The following is a 23,009-nucleotide window of genomic DNA, read 5'->3' on the forward strand; positions in this document are numbered from 1 at the left end:
ATGAGCTTACTTCCCAATCCATTTAAAGCGCTCATTATTGGGGCCTCGGGAACTATTGGATCGAATTTTGTGAAGCTCCTAGAAAGCAATCCATCTTGCTCGCAGGTAATTGGGATTCACCGCAACTCTCAACATGCGATTGACTACAGCCGCCCCGAAACTATTGAAGCATCTGCAAGTAGCCTGGCTGAATTGGGGCCATTTCAATTAATCATCAACACTATTGGGGTACTGCACTCTGAACAGTGGATGCCTGAAAAGAAACTGGATGATTTAAATCAGGATCAACTAACTGAAATGTTCAATACAAATACTATTGGCCCCGCTTTAACAATCAAGTACTTTTCAAAACTCTTAGATCCAAAGCATGGAGTCATGGCAACACTGTCTGCCAAGGTTGGCAGCATTGAAGACAACCGTCTTGGTGGCTGGTACAGCTATAGAGCTTCCAAGGCTGCGCTAAATATGATCATCAAAACCGCTTCAATCGAATTTGCAAGAACAAAGCCTAATATTGCTCTGATAGCACTTCATCCGGGTACGGTGAACTCTGGATTGTCACAACCTTTTCGTGGTCAACAAATCGGTAGAGACCCTCTAGAGGCTGTGACTGACATGTTTAATGTCCTTGCAAGCGTTAATAAAGAAGATTCGGGAAGCTTTCTGACTTACTCAGGTGAAAAGCTGCCTTGGTGAAATTTAATTACTAACGGTCTAAGAGAAAAGCCACTGGCGCTATGAACGCTAGTGGCTTTTTTGCTGGTGGGCCCACCAGGACTTGAACCTGGGACCAAAGGATTATGAGTCCTCTGCTCTAACCAACTGAGCTATGGGCCCGTTAGTCTTAGATCAATCTTCTTCGAGGAAGGTCTTGAGCTTGTCGCTACGGCTTGGATGACGCATCTTGCGCAGAGCTTTAGCCTCAATCTGACGAATACGCTCACGTGTAACGTCAAACTGCTTGCCGACTTCTTCAAGAGTGTGGTCTGTACTCATCTCAACACCGAAACGCATACGCAATACTTTTGCTTCGCGTGGTGTCAATGAATCGAGAACGTCTTTGACCACATCGCGCATAGAGTCATGCAATGCCGCTTCAGCTGGAGCCAATGTATTGTTATCCTCAATAAAGTCACCTAAATTGGAATCTGCATCATCTCCAATTGGAGTCTCCATGGAGATAGGCTCTTTAGCAATCTTCATAATCTTGCGAATCTTATCTTCAGGAATCTCCATCTTCAGCGCTAAAGTTGCAGCATCTGGCTCATGACCAGTTTCTTGCAAGATCTGACGGCTGATACGGTTCATCTTATTGATCGTCTCAATCATATGAACAGGGATACGGATCGTACGCGCCTGGTCAGCAATCGAACGAGTAATTGCCTGACGAATCCACCATGTTGCATAGGTAGAGAACTTATAGCCACGACGGTATTCAAACTTATCTACCGCCTTCATCAAACCGATATTGCCCTCTTGAATCAAATCCAAGAACTGCAAGCCACGGTTGGTGTATTTCTTAGCAATCGAGATTACCAAACGTAAGTTGGCTACTGTCATCTCACGTTTTGCTTCGCGAGCACGCTTCTCGCCAGCGATCATTTGCTTGTTTACTTCTTTTAACTCTGGAAGTGGAATAACAACATTCTTTTGAATATCAATTAACTTCTGTTGCAGCTCTTGAATCGCTGGAACGTTACGTTGCAAGAGTGCACTGTATGGCTTGTTCTCTTTGAGCAACTTCTCAGTCCAAGTTAAATTCATAGACATCTTAGGGAAGTCTTTTAACACTTCACCACGATTGACGCCTACTTTATCAACTAACAAGCTAACGATGCCGCGCTCAAGCTTCCAAACTTGATCTACCTGTGAACGCATGGTGTCGCATAACTTCTCAACACTCTTCGCGGTTAAGCGGAAGCCGAGCAACTCAGCACGAATCGCATCTTGCGCTTTTACATATGCAGGGCAGTTGTAACCTTCTTTATCAAAGGCGCGACGCATCTTGTCGGCTTGGGCACGAACAATTGCAAACTTCTCTAAAGAGATTTGCTTCAACTCTTCTAATTGCTTAGCGTTCGCTGTTGCAGCACCACCACCGCCGCCACCGCTTTCATCTTCCTCGCCGCCTTCTTCACCCTCTTCTGCATCCGGGTCAATCTCAGGCTCTTCAGGTCCAAGCTTAATATCTTCTGCATTTGGATCAACCAAGCCATCAACGAACTGGTCAATCTCCATTTCGCCACTTGTAATTTTGTCAACGTTGCTCAAAATCTCAGCAATCGTTACTGGGCAAGCAGCCAAAGCCATCACCATGTCTTTAAGGCCAGCTTCAATCTTCTTCGCAATCACGATCTCGCCTTCGCGAGTCAAGAGATCAACAGTACCCATCTCACGCATATACATACGGACTGGGTCAGTAGTGCGTCCGAACTCTGAATCCACTGTAGATAAAGCGGCTTCAGCCTCTTCTTCAGCCTCTTCCTCGGAAGCGGCAGCTGAAGCGTTGTCAGACAAAATCAATGTTTCTGCATCAGGAGCTTGTTCGTAAACAGTAATGCCGATGTCGTTGAGCAAACTGATCAAAGTTTCCAATGCATCAGCATCAGACAATTCGTCAGACATCACGTCATTCATCTCACCATGGGTTAAGTAGCCCTTGGACATACCCATCTTGATCAATGTCTTCAAGCGAGCGCGACGTAATTCTTGTTGCTCTTCAGTACCTAACTGTTGTGCAGCAAATTCTTTTAAGAGGGCCTTCTCTTTAGCCTTACGCTCACGTGCTTTTTGGCGATCCGTTAATACTGGCTCAGCCGCTTCAGCAGGAATATCTTTAGCCTTACGGCCGCGTTTCTTCTCTTCTTCAACTACTGGAACTTCAACTTCAGCAACTTTGGCTTTTTTGTCCTTAGTTTCTTTTACTTCTTTGGATTCTTTAATTGGCTCAGCTTTAGGTGCAGGAACGACCTTACCTTTTTTTACTGAATCTACCTTGACCTCTACCTTTGCAGATTTCGCAGGAACTTTTGCAACTGGCTTAGCGGGTGCTTTTGGAGCTGGCTTTGCAGCGGCCTTCACTGGCTTAACCGGAGTCTTTGCTTTTGGTGCTGGCTTTGCAGCAGCTTTCAGTGGCTTAGCAGGCGCCTTAGCAACTACCTTTGCTTTCGGAGCAGGTTTTGCTGGAGCTTTAGCTTTTGGTGCTGGCTTTGCAGCAGCTTTTACTGGTTTAGCAGGCGCCTTAGCAGCTACCTTTGCTTTCGGAGCAGGTTTTGCTAGAGCTTTAGCTTTCGGAGCTGGCTTTGCAGCTACTTTTACTGGTTTAGCTGGAGTCTTTACTTTAGCTGCAGGTTTTGCGGCTGGCTTAGCTGGTTTTGCTGGAGCTTTAGCTTTCGGAGCTGGTTTTTTGGTCTTGGTATTTGGCATTTATTAGCACTTACTCACATTACTGTTGTTGATATCGACTGATGAAACACACAGCCCCGTAACTCAATTACTCACTTACCCCAAATTTCATCAAAATAAAGCGCAAGTGGCTGAATTAAATCGGTTTTTTCTTGGGAACAGAGGATTATAGTCGATTGCGACTTTTTGGACCCTGCTCTCCCTAAAAATATGGGGTAATTTCAGGGGATTTCTAGGGGTGTTTAGGGAAATTCTTAAGAGAATTTCAGCTTTTCGCCCAATTCCCGATAACGGGCTTTATCTTGCTCGGAAGCAGTACTCCCAGCGATCTTTTGGGCAATTTCGGTCATCTCTTGTTTGAGATGGGTTAATTCCAACTTTTTGAATGCCCCATCAAGATCCGCGGAAGCACCATCCAGGTCTAAATCAGAACCCATCACTCGATTTCTCAGCACTTCATACAAAGGGGCCAGTTCACTACGCGAGAGTTGATCTTGGAACATTGCAAATGCACCAGCGCCTGCGATTGCTGGCTTATTGCCTTCTCCCGGAATTAATTCAACCAAATCACACTGCGACAAAAGATCTTTCATCAAAGCATAGGCTTTTTCTGATCTTTGCTGTGCTGCCTTTAATGCAAGTTCACGTTTATTCGAATCCAGCGCTTTACCCAAATGTGGAAACTGAATAATTACTCGTAACATTTGCTCCGCCAAATCCGTTGGCGCTTTAGGTGGCTCAATGTTTTGAGTAGCCACTCGCTTGGCTGATCCTTTGGATGCTTGCCAGGGAGCGCCCTGTCGATTTCCATTGCCCGCAAAATTATTCTGATTACTTGGATTACCTTGACCACCTTGCGCTCTTGCCTGCATTGGCTGATAAGTCGTTTGACGAACGGGAGCAGGCGCTACTGTTAATCCACAAAATGCTTCCAGCTCTGCCGGAGTCGTATTGGTACGAATTGCTAACTCACGCAAGATTTGTGTACGTAGCGCAATTGGTGGCATCGACAGCAACAGTGGCTTAGCTGCATGATGGGTATGGGCTCGACCCTCTGGGGTAGTCTGCTCATGGCCTTCGCTAACAACCTTAAAGAAGAAGCTCGAGATCGACATAGCTTCTTTAATCACCTTCTCAAAAGCTGGTGCGCCATAAGCGCGTACATAACTATCGGGGTCATGTTCGGTTGGCAAAAATAAGAAACGAATTTCTTTGTCGTCAGACATCAAAGGCAAACAAGCTTCGAGTGCGCGTTGTGCAGCACGCTGACCAGCAGAGTCGCCATCAAATGAAAACACAACTTTGTCAGTCTGGCGCAAAAGCATGCGTACATGGTTTGCAGTACAGGCCGTGCCTAATGTTGCAACCGCATTCGGAAACCCTAATTGCGCTAAGGCAACGACATCCATGTAGCCTTCACAAACCAGAACATATTCTTGTGCGCGAATCGCTTGTCTTGCTTCAAACAAGCCGTAGAGCGTATTACCTTTTGAGAAGAGTGGTGTCTCTGGAGAATTTAAGTACTTTGGTTCACCTTGATCTAGGATGCGTCCACCAAAGCCAATCGTTTGGCCTTTGGGATTGCGAATCGGGAACATGATGCGATCGCGAAAACGATCGTAGCGTTTAACAGGTTGACCGCCTTCCGCTTGCTCACCCTGAATCAATAGGCCACCCTCCACCAAGGTCTTTGCTATCTCATCATTGGCGTAGGTGCCAAATACCGCCTCCAAGCCTTGCCAACCATCGGGCGCGTAGCCCAAAGCATAGCGTTTAGCAATCTCACCAGTAAGACCGCGACCCTTCAGGTACTCCACCGCTCTGGTATTGCCTTTGAGTTGTTGACGATACCAATCAGCGGCTGTGCTCATCACTTCACTCAGCGCCATCGCTTGCTGCTGTCTTGCCACATCATTTGCAGTGCGCTCTTCACGAGGCACATCTAAACCTGCAGAACGCGCTAAGTCTTCAATGGCATCTACATAACCAAGACCCGAGTATTCCATGAGAAAGCTAATGGCAGAACCATGCGCTCCACAACCAAAGCAGTGATAAAACTGTTTAGTTGGCGACACTGAAAATGAAGGGGACTTCTCTGAATGAAAGGGGCACAAACCTTGAAAATTTGCACCCGCTTTTTTTAACTTAACGTGCTGCCCAACCACATCAACGATATCAACCCGATTTAAAAGATCGGCAATGAAGGATTGCGGGATGAGTGCCATATGGCGAGTATGAAACTATTTCTCTTTTTTGAATACTTACTTGGCGAGCGCGGCTTTTACCAAGCCAGAAACTTTACCCATATCCGCTTTACCAGCCAATTGACCTTTAAGCACACCAATGACTTTGCCCATATCTTGTGGGCCTGCAGCGCTAGTAGACGCAACAGCAGCAGCTACTGCAGCTTCAACTTCTGCGTCAGATAACTGAGCAGGCAGGTAAGCCTGCAAGATCACCATCTCAGCTGCCTCGATCGCAACCAAATCATCGCGCCCTGCTTTTTCAAACTGAGAGATAGAGTCTTTACGTTGCTTGATCATTTTTTCAACAGTAGCGATTACGCCAGCATCATCAACCACAATGCGCTCATCCACTTCACGCTGCTTGATAGCGGCCAACAAAAGACGAATGGTTCCAAGGCGCTCAACTTCTTTAGCGCGCATCGCGTTTTTCATATCTTCGGTAATTTGGTCTTTTAGTGTCATGGCTTGATTCCTGTTGTTGAATATATCTAGCTGTAGAGCTTTTACCGCATCGCTTCTATTAAGCAATTCAAAAAGCAAAAACCCGCTGCGTTTCACCGTCAGCGGGTTTCAAAGCTTCTCGGTGAAGAGAGCTTTTAAATTCTATTAGTAAAGCTTCTTAGGCAACATTTGGCTGCGAATACGCTTGTAATGGCGCTTTGCAGCTGCAGCCTTCTTGCGCTTACGCTCAGCTGTTGGCTTCTCGTAGAACTCGCGTGCACGCAAGTCTGTCAAAAGGCCATTCTTTTCAATGGTGCGCTTGAAACGGCGCAATGCCACTTCAAATGGTTCGTTTTCGCGGAGACGGACTGTAGTCATACTTATTTAACTCGTATATGCTCGATAGATATCGAAAAATTAACTGAATAGCGATTCTAGCACGGCTAAGTAAAAAAATGATTGTTTTAGGAATAGAAACTTCTTGTGACGAGACCGGAGTGGCTTTATACAACACCACGCCTTGGGAAGAGGGTAAACCGGCCTTCCAGGGCATACTGGGCCAGGGTTTGCACTCCCAAATCGCCATGCACCGGGACTATGGGGGCGTTGTCCCCGAATTAGCCTCTCGTGACCATATTCGCCGTGTTTTACCCCTTTTAGACCAGTCTTTGGCCCAATCCGGCCTGAAATTAGCCGATATTGACGCCGTAGCCTTCACCCAAGGACCCGGATTAGCTGGCGCCCTCCTCGTAGGTAGCGCTTTTGCTAAATCCCTCGCCCAGGGACTCAAATTGCCCTCCATTGGGGTGCACCACCTCGAAGGACACCTCCTTTCCCCGCTTTTGGGTCAAACAGTGCCGCAATTTCCATTTATTGCCCTTTTGGTGTCTGGTGGTCACACCCAGCTCATGAAAGTCTCCGGAATTGGTCAATACGAGCTACTGGGTGAAACTCTGGACGATGCAGCAGGAGAGGCATTCGACAAGACAGCCAAATTACTCGGCTTAGATTACCCAGGCGGTGCAGCTATTTCCAAAATAGCAGAGCAAGGTCGTCCAGGCATTTTCGATCTACCAAAACCCATGTTGCATTCGGGTGATCTTGATTTTTCCTTTTCAGGATTAAAGACTGCAGTCCTTAATCAGACTAAAAAGTTTGCAGAGAAAAATATAGTTGAAGCGAGTGAGGTTGCGCAGTTTCATGCAGATCTTGCTAGAAGCTTTGTCGATTCAATCGTGACTGTGTTAGTTAGCAAGTCCGAGAAAGCGCTCAAGCAAACCGGTTGTAAGCATTTGGTGCTCGCTGGTGGCGTCGGCGCCAATCTGCAACTCCGTAGCGCACTGCATGACAAAGCAAAGAAAAATGGTTTTGAAGTGCACTACCCACCACTTGAGTTATGTACTGATAACGGCGTCATGATTGCTTTTGCTGGAGCCTTACGCATGCTTGCCAAAAATAATGGCTCCACAACTTCTGGAGCCTTTGATGTCAAACCCCGCTGGGATTTGCAAAGCAATAATCTGAAATAACTGATTGCTTGTTTGTTATTGCCTGTAGTTATTAGTTGCTATTGCTCGTTATTTTTTATGGCTGATTCTGGCAAATGCGCTGTGATTGTGGATGGACTCAAAGTTCTCGGCCTCAACTACAAAAGACTGAATGCGCTTATCTGCCTTGAGGTTGCCGGCTACGTCGCGCACTAAGTCTTCAACAAATTTAGGATTGCTGTAAGAGCGCTCGGTCACCCACTTCTCATCAGGACGCTTAAGTAAGCCCCATAGCTCGCTAGAGGCTTCACTCTCAGCAGCAGCCACTAGATCCTCTACTGTCATTTTTGTTTCAGCGTCTAACACCACCGACATAGTGACATGCGAACGTTGGTTATGAGCGCCAAAATCAGAAATCTCTTTTGAACAAGGGCACAAACTCATCACTGGAACTTGTGCACGCAAACCTAATTCAATATCAGCGCTGCCAGTTAGATTTTGCTTCGCTGTTGCCATCCAAGTCACTTCGTAATCCATCAAGCTTTCCACACCAGACACCGGCGCAGCTTTTTTAACGAAATGCGTATACGTAAATTGAACGTGGCCTTCTTTAGCATCGAGCAAGGGCAACATTTCGCGCACCATCGCCACTACTGAAGTGCTATCAACTGCGACATCTTGTTTTTGCAGAAGCGCCATGAAGCGGGACATATGTGTACCCTTCACATGCGCAGGCAATGCAACATCCATCTCAAAAGTTCCAACCGATGGAAAATTGCCAGAATCGCTTCGAATCGTCAATGGATGACGCACGCCACGAATGCCAACCTGCTCAATTGGCAAAGCACGCTCATCACGCGTTGATTGCACGTCAGGCATTGCGCTAGGCTTGAGAAAGGCGGGGTTCATGTCATTCATGACTCTATTTTCAGGCAAAACCGGCTTATTTGCCTACAAGCGATGAATTTACGGTCAATATCGCTGGAAAACGTTGTTTGATGGACTTGGCAAGACCTTCTACATCCAGGCCACACTTGGTCATGAGCAAGCTATAGTCGCCATGCTCAATAAATTGATCGGGAAGACCTAACTGCAGGAGGGGTTTATTGATGCCAAGATTCGCAAGCGCTTCTAAACACGCGCTACCAGCACCACCAGCAATGGCTCCATCCTCAATCGTCACCAAATAATCATGATCAGCGGCCAGAGATTGAATTAAAGCTACATCAAGCGGTTTAACAAAACGCATATTGGCAACTGTTGCATTAATTCCCTCGGCAACTTCGAGCGCGGGATAAAGCAAAGTACCAAATGCCAAAATCGCGACCCGCTGCCCAGCAGGCGCCGTTGATTTTCGACGAATCTCACCCTTACCTATTGGCAAAGTGCGCAACTCTTTAGAGGGAATGGTGCCAACACCTGCGCCGCGTGGATAGCGCACTGCACTAGGGTGTGGCTGATGAAAGGCGGTAGTTAACAAGTCACGACACTCAGCCTCATCGGCCGGAGCAATCACCAACATATTAGGAACGCAACGTAAGAATGGAATGTCATATGCGCCAGCATGTGTAGCGCCATCGGCGCCAACTAGCCCAGCGCGATCGAGCGCAAATAAGACAGGCAAATCTTGCAAAGCCACATCATGAATAAGCTGATCGTAAGCGCGCTGCAAGAAGGTTGAGTAAATAGCAACAACGGGTTTCATGCCCTCGCATGCCATACCCGCTGCAAATGTGACGGCATGCTGTTCAGCAATACCTACATCGTAATAACGCTTTGGGAAATTCTTTTCAAACTCAACCAAGCCAGAGCCTTCGCGCATTGCTGGAGTAATGCCCACCAACAAAGGATCTGCATGTGCCATGTCGCATAACCACTCACCAAAGACTTGAGTAAAAGTTTTCTTGCTAGCAACAGCCTTTTTAACGCCCTCTTCAGGGTTGAATTTACTTGGGCCGTGGTACAGCACGGGATCGGCCTCAGCCAACTCATAGCCCTGACCTTTTTTGGTCACGACGTGCAAGAACTGTGGGCCACGACCTTCTAGAGCTAGGCGACGTACGTTCTGCAGCATTGGAATGAGTGCATCTAAATCATGCCCATCAATTGGACCAAAATAATTAAAGCCAAATTCTTGGAAGATAGTTGAAGGTGAAACCATACCCTTGGCATGATCCTCGAGTCGCTTTGCAAATTCGCGTAAGGGTGGCGCAATCGATAAGACGCTATCAATACCCTTCTTGGTTGCAGAATAAATATTGCCACTGAGTAATCTAGCGAGGTGACGATTCAGCGCGCCCACTGCTGGGGAGATCGACATATCGTTGTCGTTCAAAATCACCACCAATGGCAAGTCGTCATACACGCCGGCATTGTTCATTGCTTCAAATGCTTGACCACCGGTCATAGCGCTGTCACCAATGACTGCCACTGCTACATGTCGCTCACCTTTAGTTTGGAACGCACGCGCCATACCCATCGCCGCAGAAATACTGGTGGATGAATGGCCTGTACCAAAAGCGTCAAACTCACTCTCCAGGCGATGCGGAAAACCGGAAAGCCCCTTGTACTGACGCAAGGTGTTCATACGCTCGCGACGGCCAGTCAATATTTTGTGTGGGTAGCTTTGATGACCCACATCCCAAACAATACGATCGTCTGGTGTATCAAATACATAGTGCAGAGCAATGGATAGCTCTACTGTTCCTAGATTTGACGATAAATGCCCACCGGTTTTGGATACTGAATCTAAAACAAATTCGCGCAACTCATCGGCCAAAGCGGGTAGCTCTTCACGAGTAAGCTTTTTAAGATCGTCAGGGGAGTTGATGGAATGTAAAGTCATTGAATCTAAATAATTTGTACTAGTGTATTTCTCTTGTATTTTTCTTGCGTCTTTCTTACTTGCCGCGATTGACAACTAAGAGAGCCAAATCTTTTAATGCTTGTGCAGACGCACCAAAACTATCTAAGCTAGCGATTGCAGTTTCTTGCAACTCTTTGGCCTGCTTCTGTGCATAGTCTAAACCCATCAAGGTCACATAGGTCGGCTTATTGGCTGCAGCGTCTTTGCCGGCAGTCTTACCTAGTGTTTGACTATCGGCAGTCGCATCCAACACATCATCCACAATCTGAAACGCTAATCCAAGAGCTTTTGAATAAACATCGAGATGTGCCATTTGCGCTGGATGAAGTTGGGCTACGATCCCACCTAATTGAGTAGCGCATAACAACAACGCACCCGTCTTCATGGCATGCATTTGCTGTAAGCCAGCAAGATCTAACTTCTTACCAACACTCTCCAGGTCAATTGCTTGACCACCGGCCATGCCGCGCGAACCGGAGGCGGCCGCTAAAGCGGCAATCATTTTTAAACGGACTTGCGCATCACAATGAGCATTAGCCAAGATTTCAAAGGCACGGGTTTGTAACGCATCTCCAACTAGCAAGGCAGCAGCTTCATCAAAGGCTTTGTGTACTGTCGGACGACCACGACGTAAGTCGTCGTCATCCATGCATGGCAAGTCATCATGTACTAATGAGTAAGCATGAATACACTCAATCGCCACTGCGGCTGCATCCAATGCATCAGACTCGGTTGCGCTTGATTGATTGCCAAGTTGCCCGGCTGCATAAACCAAGAGCGGACGTATACGCTTGCCACCGCCCTGCGCTGCATAGCGCATTGCCTCATGCAAACGATGAGGGGTAGTTTGTGCGGAATCAAGTAAGCGATTTAACGCTGACTCAGTTCGCTCAGAGTGGGAAGTGACCCACTCCTGAAATTGAAAAACAGTACCCAATTAAGCCTCGAACACTCGAACCTGTTGCTCAACCTGCGCCAACATTCCTTGACAATGTTTTAGCAAGGCAGCGCCCCGTTGATAAGCTAACAAGGTTTCCTCTAGGGAAAATTTGCCGGACTCCATGTCGGAAATCAGCTTTTCGAGCTCTTTTACGGCCTGTTCATAACGAAGATCAGGATCGATTTCGACCTCTAAACCAGGTTTTTGACTCTCGGACTTCTTGGTTGCCATAAGCTTATTTCCTTCGTATTTCCCACACGGATAGCCCTACATATTAAAGCGAGAAACCCCTTGGATGGGTATAATCCATCCCTTCCTTTCCAATATCGATCCGTCGATGGTTGGATTGGTTATTCCGCTTAGCTTCGGCTGACGTTTTCGGGGGTGGGGAGAATGACTAATCTGGCTACCGCGCAGAAGCTTGCGCCGTCCAATCTGCAACTGCCAGTTTCGGCATATTTTGACGCTGACTTGTATCAGCGGGAAATTGCACTGCTTTTTAAGCAGGGGCCTGGCTATGTTGGCCACGAACTCATGGTGCCTGAAATGGGCTCCTATCAAACCCTTAGCGCAGAGAATGAAGGTCGCATTCTCGTTCGCAATGAATCTGGCGTAGAACTACTTTCCAACGTTTGTCGTCATCGTCAAGCACTCATGCTCAATGGCAGCGGCAAGGCCGACAATATTGTTTGCCCATTACATCGCTGGACTTATGACTTGGGCGGCAATTTATTAGGTGCCCCACACTTTGAAGATAAGCCTTGCTTAAATCTTGGCAAATCCCCCTTGCAAAATTGGCAGGGACTATTGTTTGAAGGTCCACGCGATGTTCGTGCCGACCTTGCGAAACTCGGCGTTGCTGAGGATCTGAAATTTGACGGTTATGTACTAGATCATGTTGAAGTACATGAATGTAATTACAACTGGAAAACATTCATCGAGGTATACCTCGAGGACTATCACGTTGTGCCTTTTCATCCTGGATTGGGAAAATTTGTTTCTTGCGAAGATCTCAATTGGGAATTCGGCGATTGGCATAGCGTACAAACTGTGGGCATTCATAAAGAATTACAAACCCCAGGCTCGCCAACCTATCGCAATTGGCACGAGGCAGTATTGCGTCAATTTGATGGCAAATCCCCACGCCATGGGGCTATCTGGCTTACCTACTACCCTAATGTCATGGTGGAGTGGTATCCAGGTGTACTGTGTGTATCTACATTGCATCCAATGGGCCCCGGTAAAACGCGTAACATTGTGGAGTTCTACTACCCAGAAGAAATTGCTTTGTTTGAACGCGAGTTTGTAGAAGCAGAACGTGCTGCTTACATGGAAACTTGCATTGAAGATGATGAAATTGCTGAGCGTATGGACCAAGGACGTGCAGCACTATTGGCACGCGGCATTAATGAAGTAGGTCCATACCAAAGCCCCATGGAAGACGGCATGCAACATTTCCATGAATGGTACCGCCGCGTCATGAACTTTGAAGGCGCATAATCAAAATAAGCTTTATCAATACACCCCGCCACTTATAAAGGAAGCATCATGACTCCTCTAATCTCAGCAAACCAGTTAGAAGAAATCATCAACAGTGGCGAGAATGTTTTGCTTTGTGATTGCCGCTTTGATTTAGTGGACCCACTGATCGGTAAAAAATCTTACGAAGAAAGCCATATTCCCGGCGCGATCTATGTTGATCTGGACAAGGATCTGTCAGGCCCAAAAACTGGAGCCAATGGTCGCCACCCCTTACCAAGCCCTGAAGCTTGGGCACAAACCAAGACTCGCCTAGGCATTAGCCCAAATACTTTAGTGGTTGCCTATGACAAGCAAGGCTCCGTCTATGCCAGCCGCTTGTGGTGGATGCTAAAAGCGACGGGGCATGCCAATGTACAAGTTCTCGACGGCGGTTTAGATTCCTGGAATGGCCCGATGGGTAACATTCCCAGAACCCCTACTCCTTGCACCCAAGCAATCGGGGTGTTGCCTTATGCTGGGCTCGTTCTGGTGGATGAGGTTGTAACCAATCTCCAGGCCCAGAAAAACAAAGTTGTCGATGCTCGTACTGAAGATCGCTTTCATGGTCAGAATGAAACACTCGATCCAGTTGGCGGGCATATTCCCGGCGCCATGAATCGCTTCTTTAAAAATAATCTCAATGCGACGGCATTTAAATCTCCAGAGCAATTATTCAAAGAGTTCTCAGAATTCCTTGGGCCTATTAAAGCTTCTGAGGTGATTCATCAATGCGGATCTGGCGTTACTGCTTGCCACAATCTTTTGGCAATGGAGCTTGCTGGATTTAAAGGTTCACGCCTATATGCCGGCAGTTGGAGTGAGTGGTGCGCAGATCCCAAAAGACCTGTTGAGCTTTAGACTTATCTCGGTTTTTTAATGGAGCAGGGATAGCAGGATCACAAATCCTACGCCACAAGCAATTAATACCGTCTGACGTAAAGACTCTACCCAGTGCGGGCGACGATGCATTTGCGGTATGAGATCACTCACCGCAATATAAATAAAACTACTAGAAGCAATCACGAGCAAGTACGGCATCGCTGCATGGGCGCGCTCCAAGAAGAAATATGCGAGCACGCCACCTACCACTGCTGATAAGCCACAAATAAAGTTATATAACAAGGCGCGTGCACGTGAGAAGCCAGCATTCAACAACACAATGAAATCGCCAATCTCTTGTGGGATCTCATGAGCAATGATAGCGATGGCAGTAAAGATGCCTACCTGATAATCTGCCATAAAGGCTGCTGCAATCAAGATGCCGTCTACGAAGTTGTGAATACCATCACCAACCAAAATCATCCAACCACTACGCCCAGCATTTTCAGCATCGTGCCCATGGTGGTGATGGTGACCATCACCTTCATGATGGTGATCATGGCGCAATAAGGCGATTTTCTCGAGCAGAAAGAAACCCAGTAAACCAGCCAACAAAGTAGCAAACAAGAACTGGGGGTTAGCACCCTCCATGCTGAAAGCTTCAGGTAAGGAGTGAAGTAAAGCCGTTGCCAACAAAATGCCAACAGACAAACTGACCATGTTATTGACCATTTTCGACAGCATGGCCAAAGAACAGCTTGCCGCCACTAAGACGCTAGCTGTACCTGCTAACGCAGTAACCAAAAGAATGCTTTGCAGAACACTCATTGCTATCAAACCACTCCGTTTTTCTTAAACCAAGCCAGGCATTTTTCCCAACCATCCCTTGCGGGACCTTCGCGATAGCTAGCGCGGTAATCGGCATGGAATGCATGAGGGGTATCTGGATACACTTCAAACTCACAAGCTTTAGCGGCTGGATTCTTTGGAGCCGCTTGCGCTAGGGCCGCACGCATTTGGTCAACACTCTCCAAAGATATGCCAGTATCTGCTGCGCCATATAAGCCAAGCACTGGAGCCTTTAAATCCATCGCAATATCTACGGGATGACGCGGATTACCTTCTGTTTTTTCTCCAATGAGACGACCATACCAGGCCACGCCTGCCCGCACTTGCGGCAAGGTAGCCGATAGCCAAGTAATACGCCCACCCCAACAAAAGCCGGTTACTCCAACTCGCTTGAGATCACCACCATTTTTACCAGCCCATACTAAAGCTGCCTGCAAATCGTTTAAGACCTGTGAGTCCGGAGTTTTGGCAACGATGTTTTGCTGAATCTCTGCAATTGTTCCGTAAGTGTTAGGATCGCCTACGCGCGTAAAGAATTCTGGGGCAATCGCAAGGTAGCCTAACTTCGCAAAACGCCTTGTAACATCGGCAATATATTCATGCACACCAAAAATTTCACTGGTCACAATAACGATAGGTAAAGAACCTTTTGCCTTTTCGGGGCGTGAGACATACGCCGGCAACTGAAAGCTACCCACTGGAATCATTTGCTCTCCGGCCTTAAGGCCCTTGAAATCCGTTTCAATCGCAGCCGCCATGACTGGCTCAGACGCCGCCACAAAACCAATACCAATAGCAGCAGTGCCCAGCGCAGATGTCTTAATAAAGTTGCGTCGACTATTTTGAATATCGTTACTCATTACCCTGCCTCCTAGCTTCGATTGCTAATTTCTCATTTTGTAATTAGTTAGTGCGCTTCTTCCCAATTATCGCCAATTCCAATACTCACCACCAAAGGTACTTTTAATTGGGCAACATTGCACATTAAACCGGGTAATGCCGCTTGTACTACCTCAAGCTCATCGAAAGGCACATCTAAGACCAGCTCATCATGCACCTGCAATAAAAGCTTGGTCTTGAGTTGATCTTTTTCAAGCCAATCCTCAACGGCAATCATGGCCAATTTGATTAAGTCAGCAGCAGTACCTTGCATTGGAGCATTAATCGCAGCCCGCTCGGCACCTTGGCGGCGCGGTCCATTCGAGCCCTTGATTTCCGGCAACCAGAGGCGTCTTCCAAAGACCGTCTCTACATAACCATTTTCCCTAGCCTCGAGACGCGTGCGCTCCATATATTGAGCGACTCCTGGATAGCGATCGAAGTATTTGGCAATGTAATTTTGCGCAGCAGAGCGTTCAATACCTAAATTACCAGCCAAGCCAAAAGCACTCATGCCATAGATGAGGCCGAAGTTAATCACCTTGGCATACCGGCGTTGCTCAGAACTTACATCACCCAATGGAATACCAAAGATCTCTGCTGCGGTAGCCTGGTGAACGTCTTTACCCTCTCTAAATGCAGTCAGTAAATTTTCATCTTCAGCAATATGCGCCATGATGCGTAATTCAATTTGCGAGTAATCCGCTGATAATAATTTGCATCCGTCTGCCGGGATAAATGCCTCACGAATACGGCGACCTTCTTCTGTGCGCACCGGAATATTTTGTAAATTTGGATCGCTTGAAGCCAGGCGACCCGTGACCGCAGTGGCTTGTGAGAAGTTTGTATGGACGCGGCCCGTCTTAGGATCAGCCATACGAGGAAGTTTCTCAATATAAGTCGACATCAATTTGGCTAAGCTGCGATAGTCCAGAATGCGTGCTGGCAATGGATAATCCTCGGCCAACTTCTGCAACACTTCTTCATCAGTAGATGGCGCGCCCGATGGCGTTTTTTTAATTACAGGTAACTCGAGTTGCCCAAATAAAATTTCTGCGATTTGCTTGGGCGACTGAATATTAAAAGGCTGACCTGCTAGCTTATGAATCTCGCCTTCCAACTCCAGAAGACGCTTGCCTACCTGCTGCCCCTGTTTTGCCAATAGCGCAGAATCAATTCGAATGCCATTACGCTCCATGATGCCAAGAACCCGCATAGCAGGCATCTCAACGTTTTCATAGATATAGAGCAGTCCAGGACTTTCCTGAATCTGCGGCCATAACTCCAGATGCAGGCGCAAGGTAATGTCAGCATCTTCTGCCGCATAGTCGGTTGCAATTTTCAGGTCTACCTGGTCAAAGCCAATCTGATGAACCCCCTTGCCACACACTTCTTCATAGCGAATGGTTTTCATGCCCAGATGGCGCTCAGCCAAGCTATCCATATTGTGTGGCATGTGTGACTCGAGTACATACGATTCCAGCAAGGTGTCAAATGCAACACCGTTTAAGGTAATGCCATAGTTAGCAAAAATATGGGCGTCGTACTTTAAGTTTTGACCTACCTTTAAATGCGTTTTACTTTCTAACCAAGGCTTAATGCGTTTGAGCACTAAGTCACGATCAAGCTGCGCCTCACCATTGCGATGTGCAACAGGAATGTAACAAGCCTCACCTGGCTTAACTGATAATGAAATGCCAACGAGCTCTGCAGCAAGTGCATCGAGACTAGTAGTTTCTGTATCAACTGCTGTTAGCGCAGAAGAATCTATCTTGCTTAACCACTTATCTAGGCCCACTTCATCAACCACGCACTCATAGTGACGTTCAATGGCATCTTGCGAGTCCCGAGTTTCTTGTGACAAATCTTTGGTTGGCGCACTAGCAATTGAACGAGTCTTTTTTTCTCCGTCTGCACTGCTTTCGACGGAGAAAATTGGACTGCCCGCTAAATCAAATACTGCCGCTTCGCCCTTATTCTCTGGGCTTGTAAGCTGTTTTTCGACATCTCTTAGCCAAGTTTTAAAGGCATAACGATCAAACAACTCGCGTAGCAATGGTGCATCCTCAGACTTCGCATGCAGATCATCCAAGCTAGGTAAATGTGGCGATAAATCACAATCCGTTTTTACCGTAATCAGTTGACGGGCTTGTGGCAGCCAAGGCAATGTGGCACGTAAGTTTTCACCAACGACACCTTTAACTTGATCAGCGTTTGCCATCAAGTTATCAAGATTGCCAAATTCCGCTAACCACTTATTTGCCGTCTTTGGCCCCGCCTTAGGAACGCCCGGTACGTTATCGACGGTATCTCCAATGATGGATAAATAATCCACAATCAATTCTGGTGGAACACCAAATTTTTCTTTTACGCCCTCGATGTCCAATTTTTCGTTTGTCATCGTATTAATGAGAGTGACCGAAGGATTTACCAATTGCGCTAAATCTTTATCGCCCGTGGAAATAATCGTTTCCCAGCCCGCTTGAGTTGCTTGGCAAGCTAAGGTTCCGATCACATCATCCGCCTCCACTCCGGAGACCATCAATACTGGCCAACCTAAAGCCTTGACCATGGCGTGGATAGGTTCAATCTGTTTGACCAAATCCTCGGGCATCGGGGATCGATGTGCCTTGTACTCTGAGTACATCTCGTCGCGAAAAGTCTTGCCTTTGGCATCAAAAACACAGGCGATATGGTCAGCCTTGAGCTCGGATCGCGCCCGACGCATCATATTGACCATGCCATAGATAGCCCCAGTGGGCTCTCCAGCCCCATTTCTGAGGTCTGGCATGGCGTGGAAGGCGCGATAGAGGTAGCTAGAGCCGTCTACCAACAAGAGTCTATGTTTAGTCATACCGCAATCGTACAATCTAGTTGTGAATTGCCTACCGGTCTGGTTAAGGAACCGTCCGAGAGTAGGCTTTAAAAGGTGAAAAAATGCATTATTTAACAAACTCAATTGGCCGTGCAATAAGCCGAAACTTTGCTCTTACGAGCATTTTGGTAGTTTTTGGTCTTTTTGCTACGAATTCAGCCCAAGCTCAGAATAACAGCCAGGCACTGAGCCCATCTGAATTGAATCGCATCAATAATCAACCGCTCGCTCCAACCGTCAGCCCCGCTGGAGCCATGAATACTCCTGAACAGCGTAAACCCAATTATCAGTACAAAGATAAAAATGGCACAACCGTTACCGAATACAAAGATGCCAACTCTCCAACTCAAGTCGATGTAAAAACACCTTACACCAGCTATGAAATGGCGCCCCCAACGTCAGTGATGCCAGGACCTCCAAAAGAAACTGATCTGATTAGCGTTCCTAGCATCAGCATTCCACTTAGATAACAAATCGTTTAATTAATTTAGTCAATTTAGTTCATGGCCGTATTTACTCCAATTAATCTTGAGGATATTTCTCAATGGATTTCTCAAGACTTTGATATTGGCCAAGCCAGTGAAATTCGCGGCATTCATGGCGGGATTGAAAACTCTAACTTTTTCTTAGACACTATAAAAGATGGCAAGAAACAGGAATATGTTTTAACCATCTTTGAAAGATTGTCTGCAGAGCAGCTGCCGTTCTATTTAGAGTTAATGCGCCACCTGGCAAATAAAGGTGTGCCGGTTCCCAAGCCTATTGAGAATAGACAAGGGCAGATCTTATTTGCCCTCAAAGGCAAGCCAGCAGCCATTGTTACAAAGTTGCCCGGCCTATCTAGACTTCAACCAGAAGCCAATCATTGCGCCCTCGTCGGCGAGATGCTGGCGAAGATGCATTTAGCTGGAAAAGATTTTCCCAAGTCACAAGAAAATCTTCGCAGCCTTGCATGGTGGCAAAAAACAATACCCCAAGTGCTATCGCATTTAAATACGTCTCAGAAAGAATTAATTTCTCATGAGTTAAAAACCCAAGAGGAATTCTTTTCTTCTAGTGCATACGATGGTTTACCGCAAGGGGCAAGTCATTGCGATCTATTTCGTGACAACGTCTTGTTTGACCCAAAAGGGTCGAATACAGCCGACGATCAACTTGGCGGCTTTTTTGATTTCTATTTTGCTGGCACTGATAAATGGCTGTTTGATGTCGCCGTTACAGCGAATGATTGGTGTCTTGCAGAAAATAAACAGGATTTAGATCCCGTCCGTCTAGATGCGTTCATGAAAGCCTATCAGTCAGCACGCCCCTTCACTAAAGAGGAGCAGGCTAGCTGGCCCTTGATGCTTCGCGCAGCTGCATTACGTTTCTGGGTATCAAGACTGTGGGATTTCTATTTACCACGGGATGCCCAAATGCTAACCCCGCATGATCCTACGCACTTTGAACGCATTCTTTTAAGTCGTCGCTCACTATGAAACTCAACTCCGTAGCACCTAAAGAGGGTTACACCTGGATTAGGCAAGGCATCTGGCTTTTTAAGCAGAATCCTTTGGGCTTCTTAATGCTGGTCTTTATGTATGTATTTGCCGCACAACTCGCAGTAATCATTCCGGTCATTGGCGTGTTTGCAGTGCTATTGCTTACACCAACTCTCTCCGTTGGCTTTATGACCGCCTGTCGCCAGGCCATTCAAAAAGAGCGTATCAGACCAACGGTGTACTTAATAGCACTCCGGTCTAGCCCCATTATTCGCAAAAGAATTTTGCAATTAGGCTTGGTGTATGCGGGTATGATTTTGTTGTTGAGTTTTATCTTAAGTCTCTTGGTTGACTTTGAATTACTACTCCCGTTGATGACGAGCGAAAAACCTATTACTCCTGAAGTATTGCGTCAGGTTTACTTAGTGCTTTTCTTTGGCGCGATGCTGTATATCCCAGTCGCTATGTTGATGTGGTTCTCGCCAGTCTTGGTGGCATGGGCCGACATGCCTGTACCTCAGGCACTCTTCTCCAGTTGCTTGGCATGCTGGACAAATAAAGCAGCATTCTTCTTGTATCTGTCTATTTGGAGCGCCATTCTGATTGCTATCCCACTAACCGTGGGAATGATTTTTGATGCGCTCGATCTTGGGCAAGCAGCCTCATTCATCATTGCCCCCATCTCCATGGCGGGTTTGACAATCATGCACTGCTCTTTTTATGCGACCTGGAAGGCTTGCTTTACTGAAGATGAAGTGATCTTAGCTGCGTAAGTTAACTGCATCAGCTACTTCAGTCGCGATTGATCAATCAATCGCAGCAAGCTTCGCAATACTCAGCTGTAACCACTTGATGCCGTGACGCTTGAAATTGACTTGCGCACGTGCATCCGCATCCACACCCTCTAGACCGGTCACGCGCCCTTCACCAAATTTGGTGTGGAACACATTCTGCCCAATCGTGAATGGATAATTTCCGCGTGGTGGCGAAGCTAATCTCTTGACTTCCATTGAAGCAGATCCAACTCGCTTAGCCGGTCTCTGACGCTCAGAGCCTGAATCAAAAAAGTCATTCGATTCATACTCGCGTTGACGGGTGTAACCATCTTGCCAAGTTGATCCCGATCTTGAATTACTGCCACCACCCCAGCGCGCATCTCTTGCTTTAGGTGTGAGCCATTTCAATGCATCTGATGGAAGCTCTTCCAAGAAACGGGAAGGCATGTTGTAGCGTACTTGGCCATGCAACATGCGTGATTGAGTGTGTGAAAGATATAAACGCTCTTTGGCACGAGTAATCGCCACATACATCAAGCGACGTTCTTCTTCCAAACCATTCTGCTCATTCACACTGTTCTCATGAGGAAATAAACCCTCCTCAAGACCAGTAATGAACACAGAGGTGAATTCCAGACCTTTAGCCGAGTGCACTGTCATCAGCTGTACCGCATCTTGACCGGCTTGAGCCTGGTTATCCCCTGCCTCTAATGAGGCATGGGACAGGAAGGCAGCTAAGGGTGACACTTCTACTACGCCCAGGGCATTCTCACCCGGCAGCATCGCGGCTGCAGCATCTTGCCCATAACCCTCTTCGGCAATAAATGCAGTGGCAGCATTAATCAATTCCTGCAAGTTCTCTACGCGATCTTGACCCTCACGCTCTGCAAGGTAGTGCTGAATCAAACCGCTATGCTGAATGACAAACTCAACCGTTTCCGGGAGAGTGTTGTGCCGGGTTGCCTCGCGCATATGATCCACTAATCGCACAAATCCACCGAGCGCTGCACCTGCTTTACCTTCTAAGGTGGAGGCCGCTAAATATAAAGAGCACTGCTGCGCTCTCGCTGCATCTTGCAATGCTTCAATCGATCTTGCGCCAATTCCACGCGTTGGGAAATTCACCACTCGAGAGAATGAAGTGTCGTCATTCGGGTTCTCGAGCAAGCGCAAGTAAGCCAGTGCATGTTTAATTTCAGCGCGCTCGAAGAATCGCAGACCACCATAGACGCGATACGGAATACCTGCAGAAAATAATGCGTGTTCAATGATGCGTGACTGTGCGTTGCTGCGATAGAGCAAAGCTACTTCAGTGCGTTTGATGCCGCTATTGACTAAAGCCTTGATCTCATCAACCAACCAAGCTGCTTCAGCATGATCGCTAGGCGCCTCGTAGATACGGACTGGCTCGCCATGACCAGCATCGGTCCGTAGGTTTTTACCCAGACGCTCAGAGTTGTTTGCAATGAGGTGATTTGCTGTATCGAGGATGTGGCCATGAGAGCGATAGTTCTGCTCTAGCTTCACCATCAAGGGGTGATATTGTTTTTCGTAGAGGCGCATATTTTCAACATCCGCACCACGGAATGCATAAATACTTTGGTCATCATCGCCTACTGCAAATACAGAACTACTACCCATGCCGCTGACATTGATGCGACTTGCGTCGTGACCGGATAACAATTTGAGCCATGCATACTGCAAAGCATTGGTATCTTGAAACTCATCAATCAAAATGTGACGGAAGCGCTCTTGATAGTGAGTACGGATCGCTTCACTATGTTTTAGCAATTCATAGCTACGCAATAAGAGCTCAGCAAAATCAACCACGCCTTCACGCTGGCACTGCTCATCATAAGCACCGTAGAGTTGCGCCATCTTGGCCTGGAAGTCATCGCCAACGGCTAAGTCTTTTGCACGCTGCCCACGTTCTTTGGCATGCGCAATAAAGTATTGCAATTGCTTAGCAGGGTACTTTTCATCGTCGACCTTTAAACCCTTCAAAAGGCGCTTAATCGCAGAGAGTTGATCCTGGGTATCCAAAATCTGGAAAGTCGATGGCAGACCTGCCTCTTTATGGTGGGCACGCAATAAACGGTTACACAAACCATGAAAGGTGCCAATCCACATACCCCGGGTATTAATCGGCAACATCGCGCTTAAGCGCAGCATCATCTCCTTGGCAGCCTTATTGGTGAAAGTCACCGCTAGGACGCCAATTGGGGATACCTGGCCGGTCTGAATCAACCAGGCTATACGGGTGGTGAGGACGCGGGTCTTGCCACTCCCTGCACCAGCCAAAATCAAGGCTGATTGGGCCTGGCCATTTTCATTTACGGGCGGGAGGGTCACTGCCTCGCGCTGTTCTGGATTGAGGTTCGCGAGCAAGTCTGAGTACATCAGCCCAATTATAATTTGCCTCTT

At 47.2% G+C, this 23,009-nt stretch carries 19 protein-coding genes and 1 tRNA gene; 7 read left to right on the top strand and 13 right to left on the bottom strand.

Going from position 1 to position 23,009, the window contains the following annotated elements:
- Positions 1-696 carry an SDR family NAD(P)-dependent oxidoreductase gene (locus ICN18_RS00475; protein ID WP_216188607.1) on the top strand — a complete coding sequence of 232 codons (696 nt, stop codon included), beginning with the start codon at positions 1-3 and terminating at the stop codon, positions 694-696.
- A 64-nt stretch (positions 697-760) separates the two neighbouring features.
- Here the strand turns inward: ICN18_RS00475 and ICN18_RS00480 are convergent.
- The 5 genes from ICN18_RS00480 to rpsU all read right to left on the bottom strand — a co-directional run bounded on the left by ICN18_RS00480 (position 761) and on the right by rpsU (position 6,470).
- Positions 761-837 (bottom strand) — tRNA-Ile (locus tag ICN18_RS00480).
- Between the two features lie 12 nt (positions 838-849).
- Positions 850-3,426, bottom strand: a complete 2,577-nt coding sequence (rpoD, locus tag ICN18_RS00485) for an RNA polymerase sigma factor RpoD (protein ID WP_216188608.1) — start codon at positions 3,424-3,426, stop codon at positions 850-852.
- 233 nt (positions 3,427-3,659) lie between these two features.
- Positions 3,660-5,630, bottom strand: coding sequence for a DNA primase (gene dnaG, locus ICN18_RS00490; protein WP_216188609.1), 1,971 nt, complete (start codon positions 5,628-5,630; stop codon positions 3,660-3,662).
- A 36-nt stretch (positions 5,631-5,666) separates the two neighbouring features.
- A complete protein-coding gene (locus ICN18_RS00495) occupies positions 5,667-6,113 on the bottom strand; it encodes a GatB/YqeY domain-containing protein (RefSeq protein ID WP_216188610.1) in 447 nt (148 codons plus the stop codon).
- Positions 6,114-6,257: 144 nt separating this feature from the next.
- On the bottom strand, positions 6,258-6,470 hold the full coding sequence (gene rpsU, locus ICN18_RS00500) for a 30S ribosomal protein S21 (protein ID WP_011903537.1): 213 nt from the start codon (positions 6,468-6,470) through the stop codon (positions 6,258-6,260).
- Between the two features lie 77 nt (positions 6,471-6,547).
- On the opposite strand from rpsU, the gene tsaD reads away from it, so the two are divergent.
- Positions 6,548-7,621 (top strand): tRNA (adenosine(37)-N6)-threonylcarbamoyltransferase complex transferase subunit TsaD, encoded by a 1,074-nt coding sequence (gene tsaD, locus ICN18_RS00505; protein ID WP_216188611.1) that lies wholly within the window; start codon positions 6,548-6,550, stop codon positions 7,619-7,621.
- A 48-nt stretch (positions 7,622-7,669) separates the two neighbouring features.
- Here the strand turns inward: tsaD and folE2 are convergent, their stop codons facing one another.
- From folE2 to xseB, 4 genes are read right to left on the bottom strand one after another with little or no spacing between them, the layout of a single operon-like run.
- Complete coding sequence (folE2, locus tag ICN18_RS00510; RefSeq protein WP_216188612.1) at positions 7,670-8,497, bottom strand: GTP cyclohydrolase FolE2; 828 nt, start codon at positions 8,495-8,497, stop codon at positions 7,670-7,672.
- A 25-nt stretch (positions 8,498-8,522) separates the two neighbouring features.
- On the bottom strand, positions 8,523-10,424 hold the full coding sequence (dxs, locus tag ICN18_RS00515; RefSeq protein ID WP_216188613.1) for a 1-deoxy-D-xylulose-5-phosphate synthase: 1,902 nt from the start codon (positions 10,422-10,424) through the stop codon (positions 8,523-8,525).
- Positions 10,425-10,479: 55 nt separating this feature from the next.
- On the bottom strand, positions 10,480-11,382 hold the full coding sequence (locus ICN18_RS00520) for a polyprenyl synthetase family protein (protein WP_216188614.1): 903 nt from the start codon (positions 11,380-11,382) through the stop codon (positions 10,480-10,482).
- On the bottom strand, positions 11,383-11,616 hold the full coding sequence (xseB, locus tag ICN18_RS00525; protein WP_216188615.1) for an exodeoxyribonuclease VII small subunit: 234 nt from the start codon (positions 11,614-11,616) through the stop codon (positions 11,383-11,385).
- A gap of 162 nt (positions 11,617-11,778) precedes the next feature.
- Between xseB and ICN18_RS00530 the strand changes: the two genes are divergently transcribed.
- On the top strand, positions 11,779-12,885 hold the full coding sequence (locus ICN18_RS00530) for an aromatic ring-hydroxylating oxygenase subunit alpha (protein ID WP_216188616.1): 1,107 nt from the start codon (positions 11,779-11,781) through the stop codon (positions 12,883-12,885).
- 48 nt (positions 12,886-12,933) lie between these two features.
- The gene (locus tag ICN18_RS00535) at positions 12,934-13,764 is read left to right on the top strand and encodes a sulfurtransferase (RefSeq protein ID WP_216188617.1); all 831 of its coding nucleotides are present in this window, start codon (positions 12,934-12,936) and stop codon (positions 13,762-13,764) included.
- Between the two features lie 15 nt (positions 13,765-13,779).
- On the opposite strand, the gene ICN18_RS00540 is transcribed toward ICN18_RS00535, so the two are convergent.
- Genes ICN18_RS00540 through polA form a run of 3 tightly spaced genes read right to left on the bottom strand, consistent with a single transcriptional unit; the run spans position 13,780 to position 18,307 of the window.
- Positions 13,780-14,553 (bottom strand): ZIP family metal transporter, encoded by a 774-nt coding sequence (locus ICN18_RS00540; protein WP_216188618.1) that lies wholly within the window; start codon positions 14,551-14,553, stop codon positions 13,780-13,782.
- Between the two features lie 5 nt (positions 14,554-14,558).
- Positions 14,559-15,434, bottom strand: coding sequence for a dienelactone hydrolase family protein (locus ICN18_RS00545; RefSeq protein ID WP_216188619.1), 876 nt, complete (start codon positions 15,432-15,434; stop codon positions 14,559-14,561).
- Between the two features lie 47 nt (positions 15,435-15,481).
- Complete coding sequence (gene polA, locus ICN18_RS00550) at positions 15,482-18,307, bottom strand: DNA polymerase I (protein ID WP_216188620.1); 2,826 nt, start codon at positions 18,305-18,307, stop codon at positions 15,482-15,484.
- 83 nt (positions 18,308-18,390) lie between these two features.
- On the opposite strand from polA, the gene ICN18_RS00555 reads away from it, so the two are divergent.
- From ICN18_RS00555 to ICN18_RS00565, 3 genes are read left to right on the top strand one after another with little or no spacing between them, the layout of a single operon-like run.
- Positions 18,391-18,798 (top strand): hypothetical protein, encoded by a 408-nt coding sequence (locus ICN18_RS00555; protein WP_216188621.1) that lies wholly within the window; start codon positions 18,391-18,393, stop codon positions 18,796-18,798.
- 33 nt (positions 18,799-18,831) lie between these two features.
- On the top strand, positions 18,832-19,806 hold the full coding sequence (locus ICN18_RS00560; RefSeq protein WP_216188622.1) for a homoserine kinase: 975 nt from the start codon (positions 18,832-18,834) through the stop codon (positions 19,804-19,806).
- The gene (locus tag ICN18_RS00565) at positions 19,803-20,582 is read left to right on the top strand and encodes a BPSS1780 family membrane protein (protein ID WP_216188623.1); all 780 of its coding nucleotides are present in this window, start codon (positions 19,803-19,805) and stop codon (positions 20,580-20,582) included. The genes ICN18_RS00560 and ICN18_RS00565 overlap by 4 nt, the downstream gene beginning before the upstream one ends.
- Before the next feature lie 33 nt (positions 20,583-20,615).
- Here ICN18_RS00565 and ICN18_RS00570 read toward each other — a convergent pair whose 3' ends face one another.
- Positions 20,616-22,985: a UvrD-helicase domain-containing protein gene (locus ICN18_RS00570; protein WP_216188624.1), complete on the bottom strand. Its 2,370-nt coding sequence runs from the start codon at positions 22,983-22,985 to the stop codon at positions 20,616-20,618.
- Positions 22,986-23,009: the final 24 nt, after the last annotated feature.

The sequence above is a fragment of the Polynucleobacter parvulilacunae genome (genome assembly GCF_018881715.1).
Taxonomy (GTDB): domain Bacteria; phylum Pseudomonadota; class Gammaproteobacteria; order Burkholderiales; family Burkholderiaceae; genus Polynucleobacter; species Polynucleobacter parvulilacunae.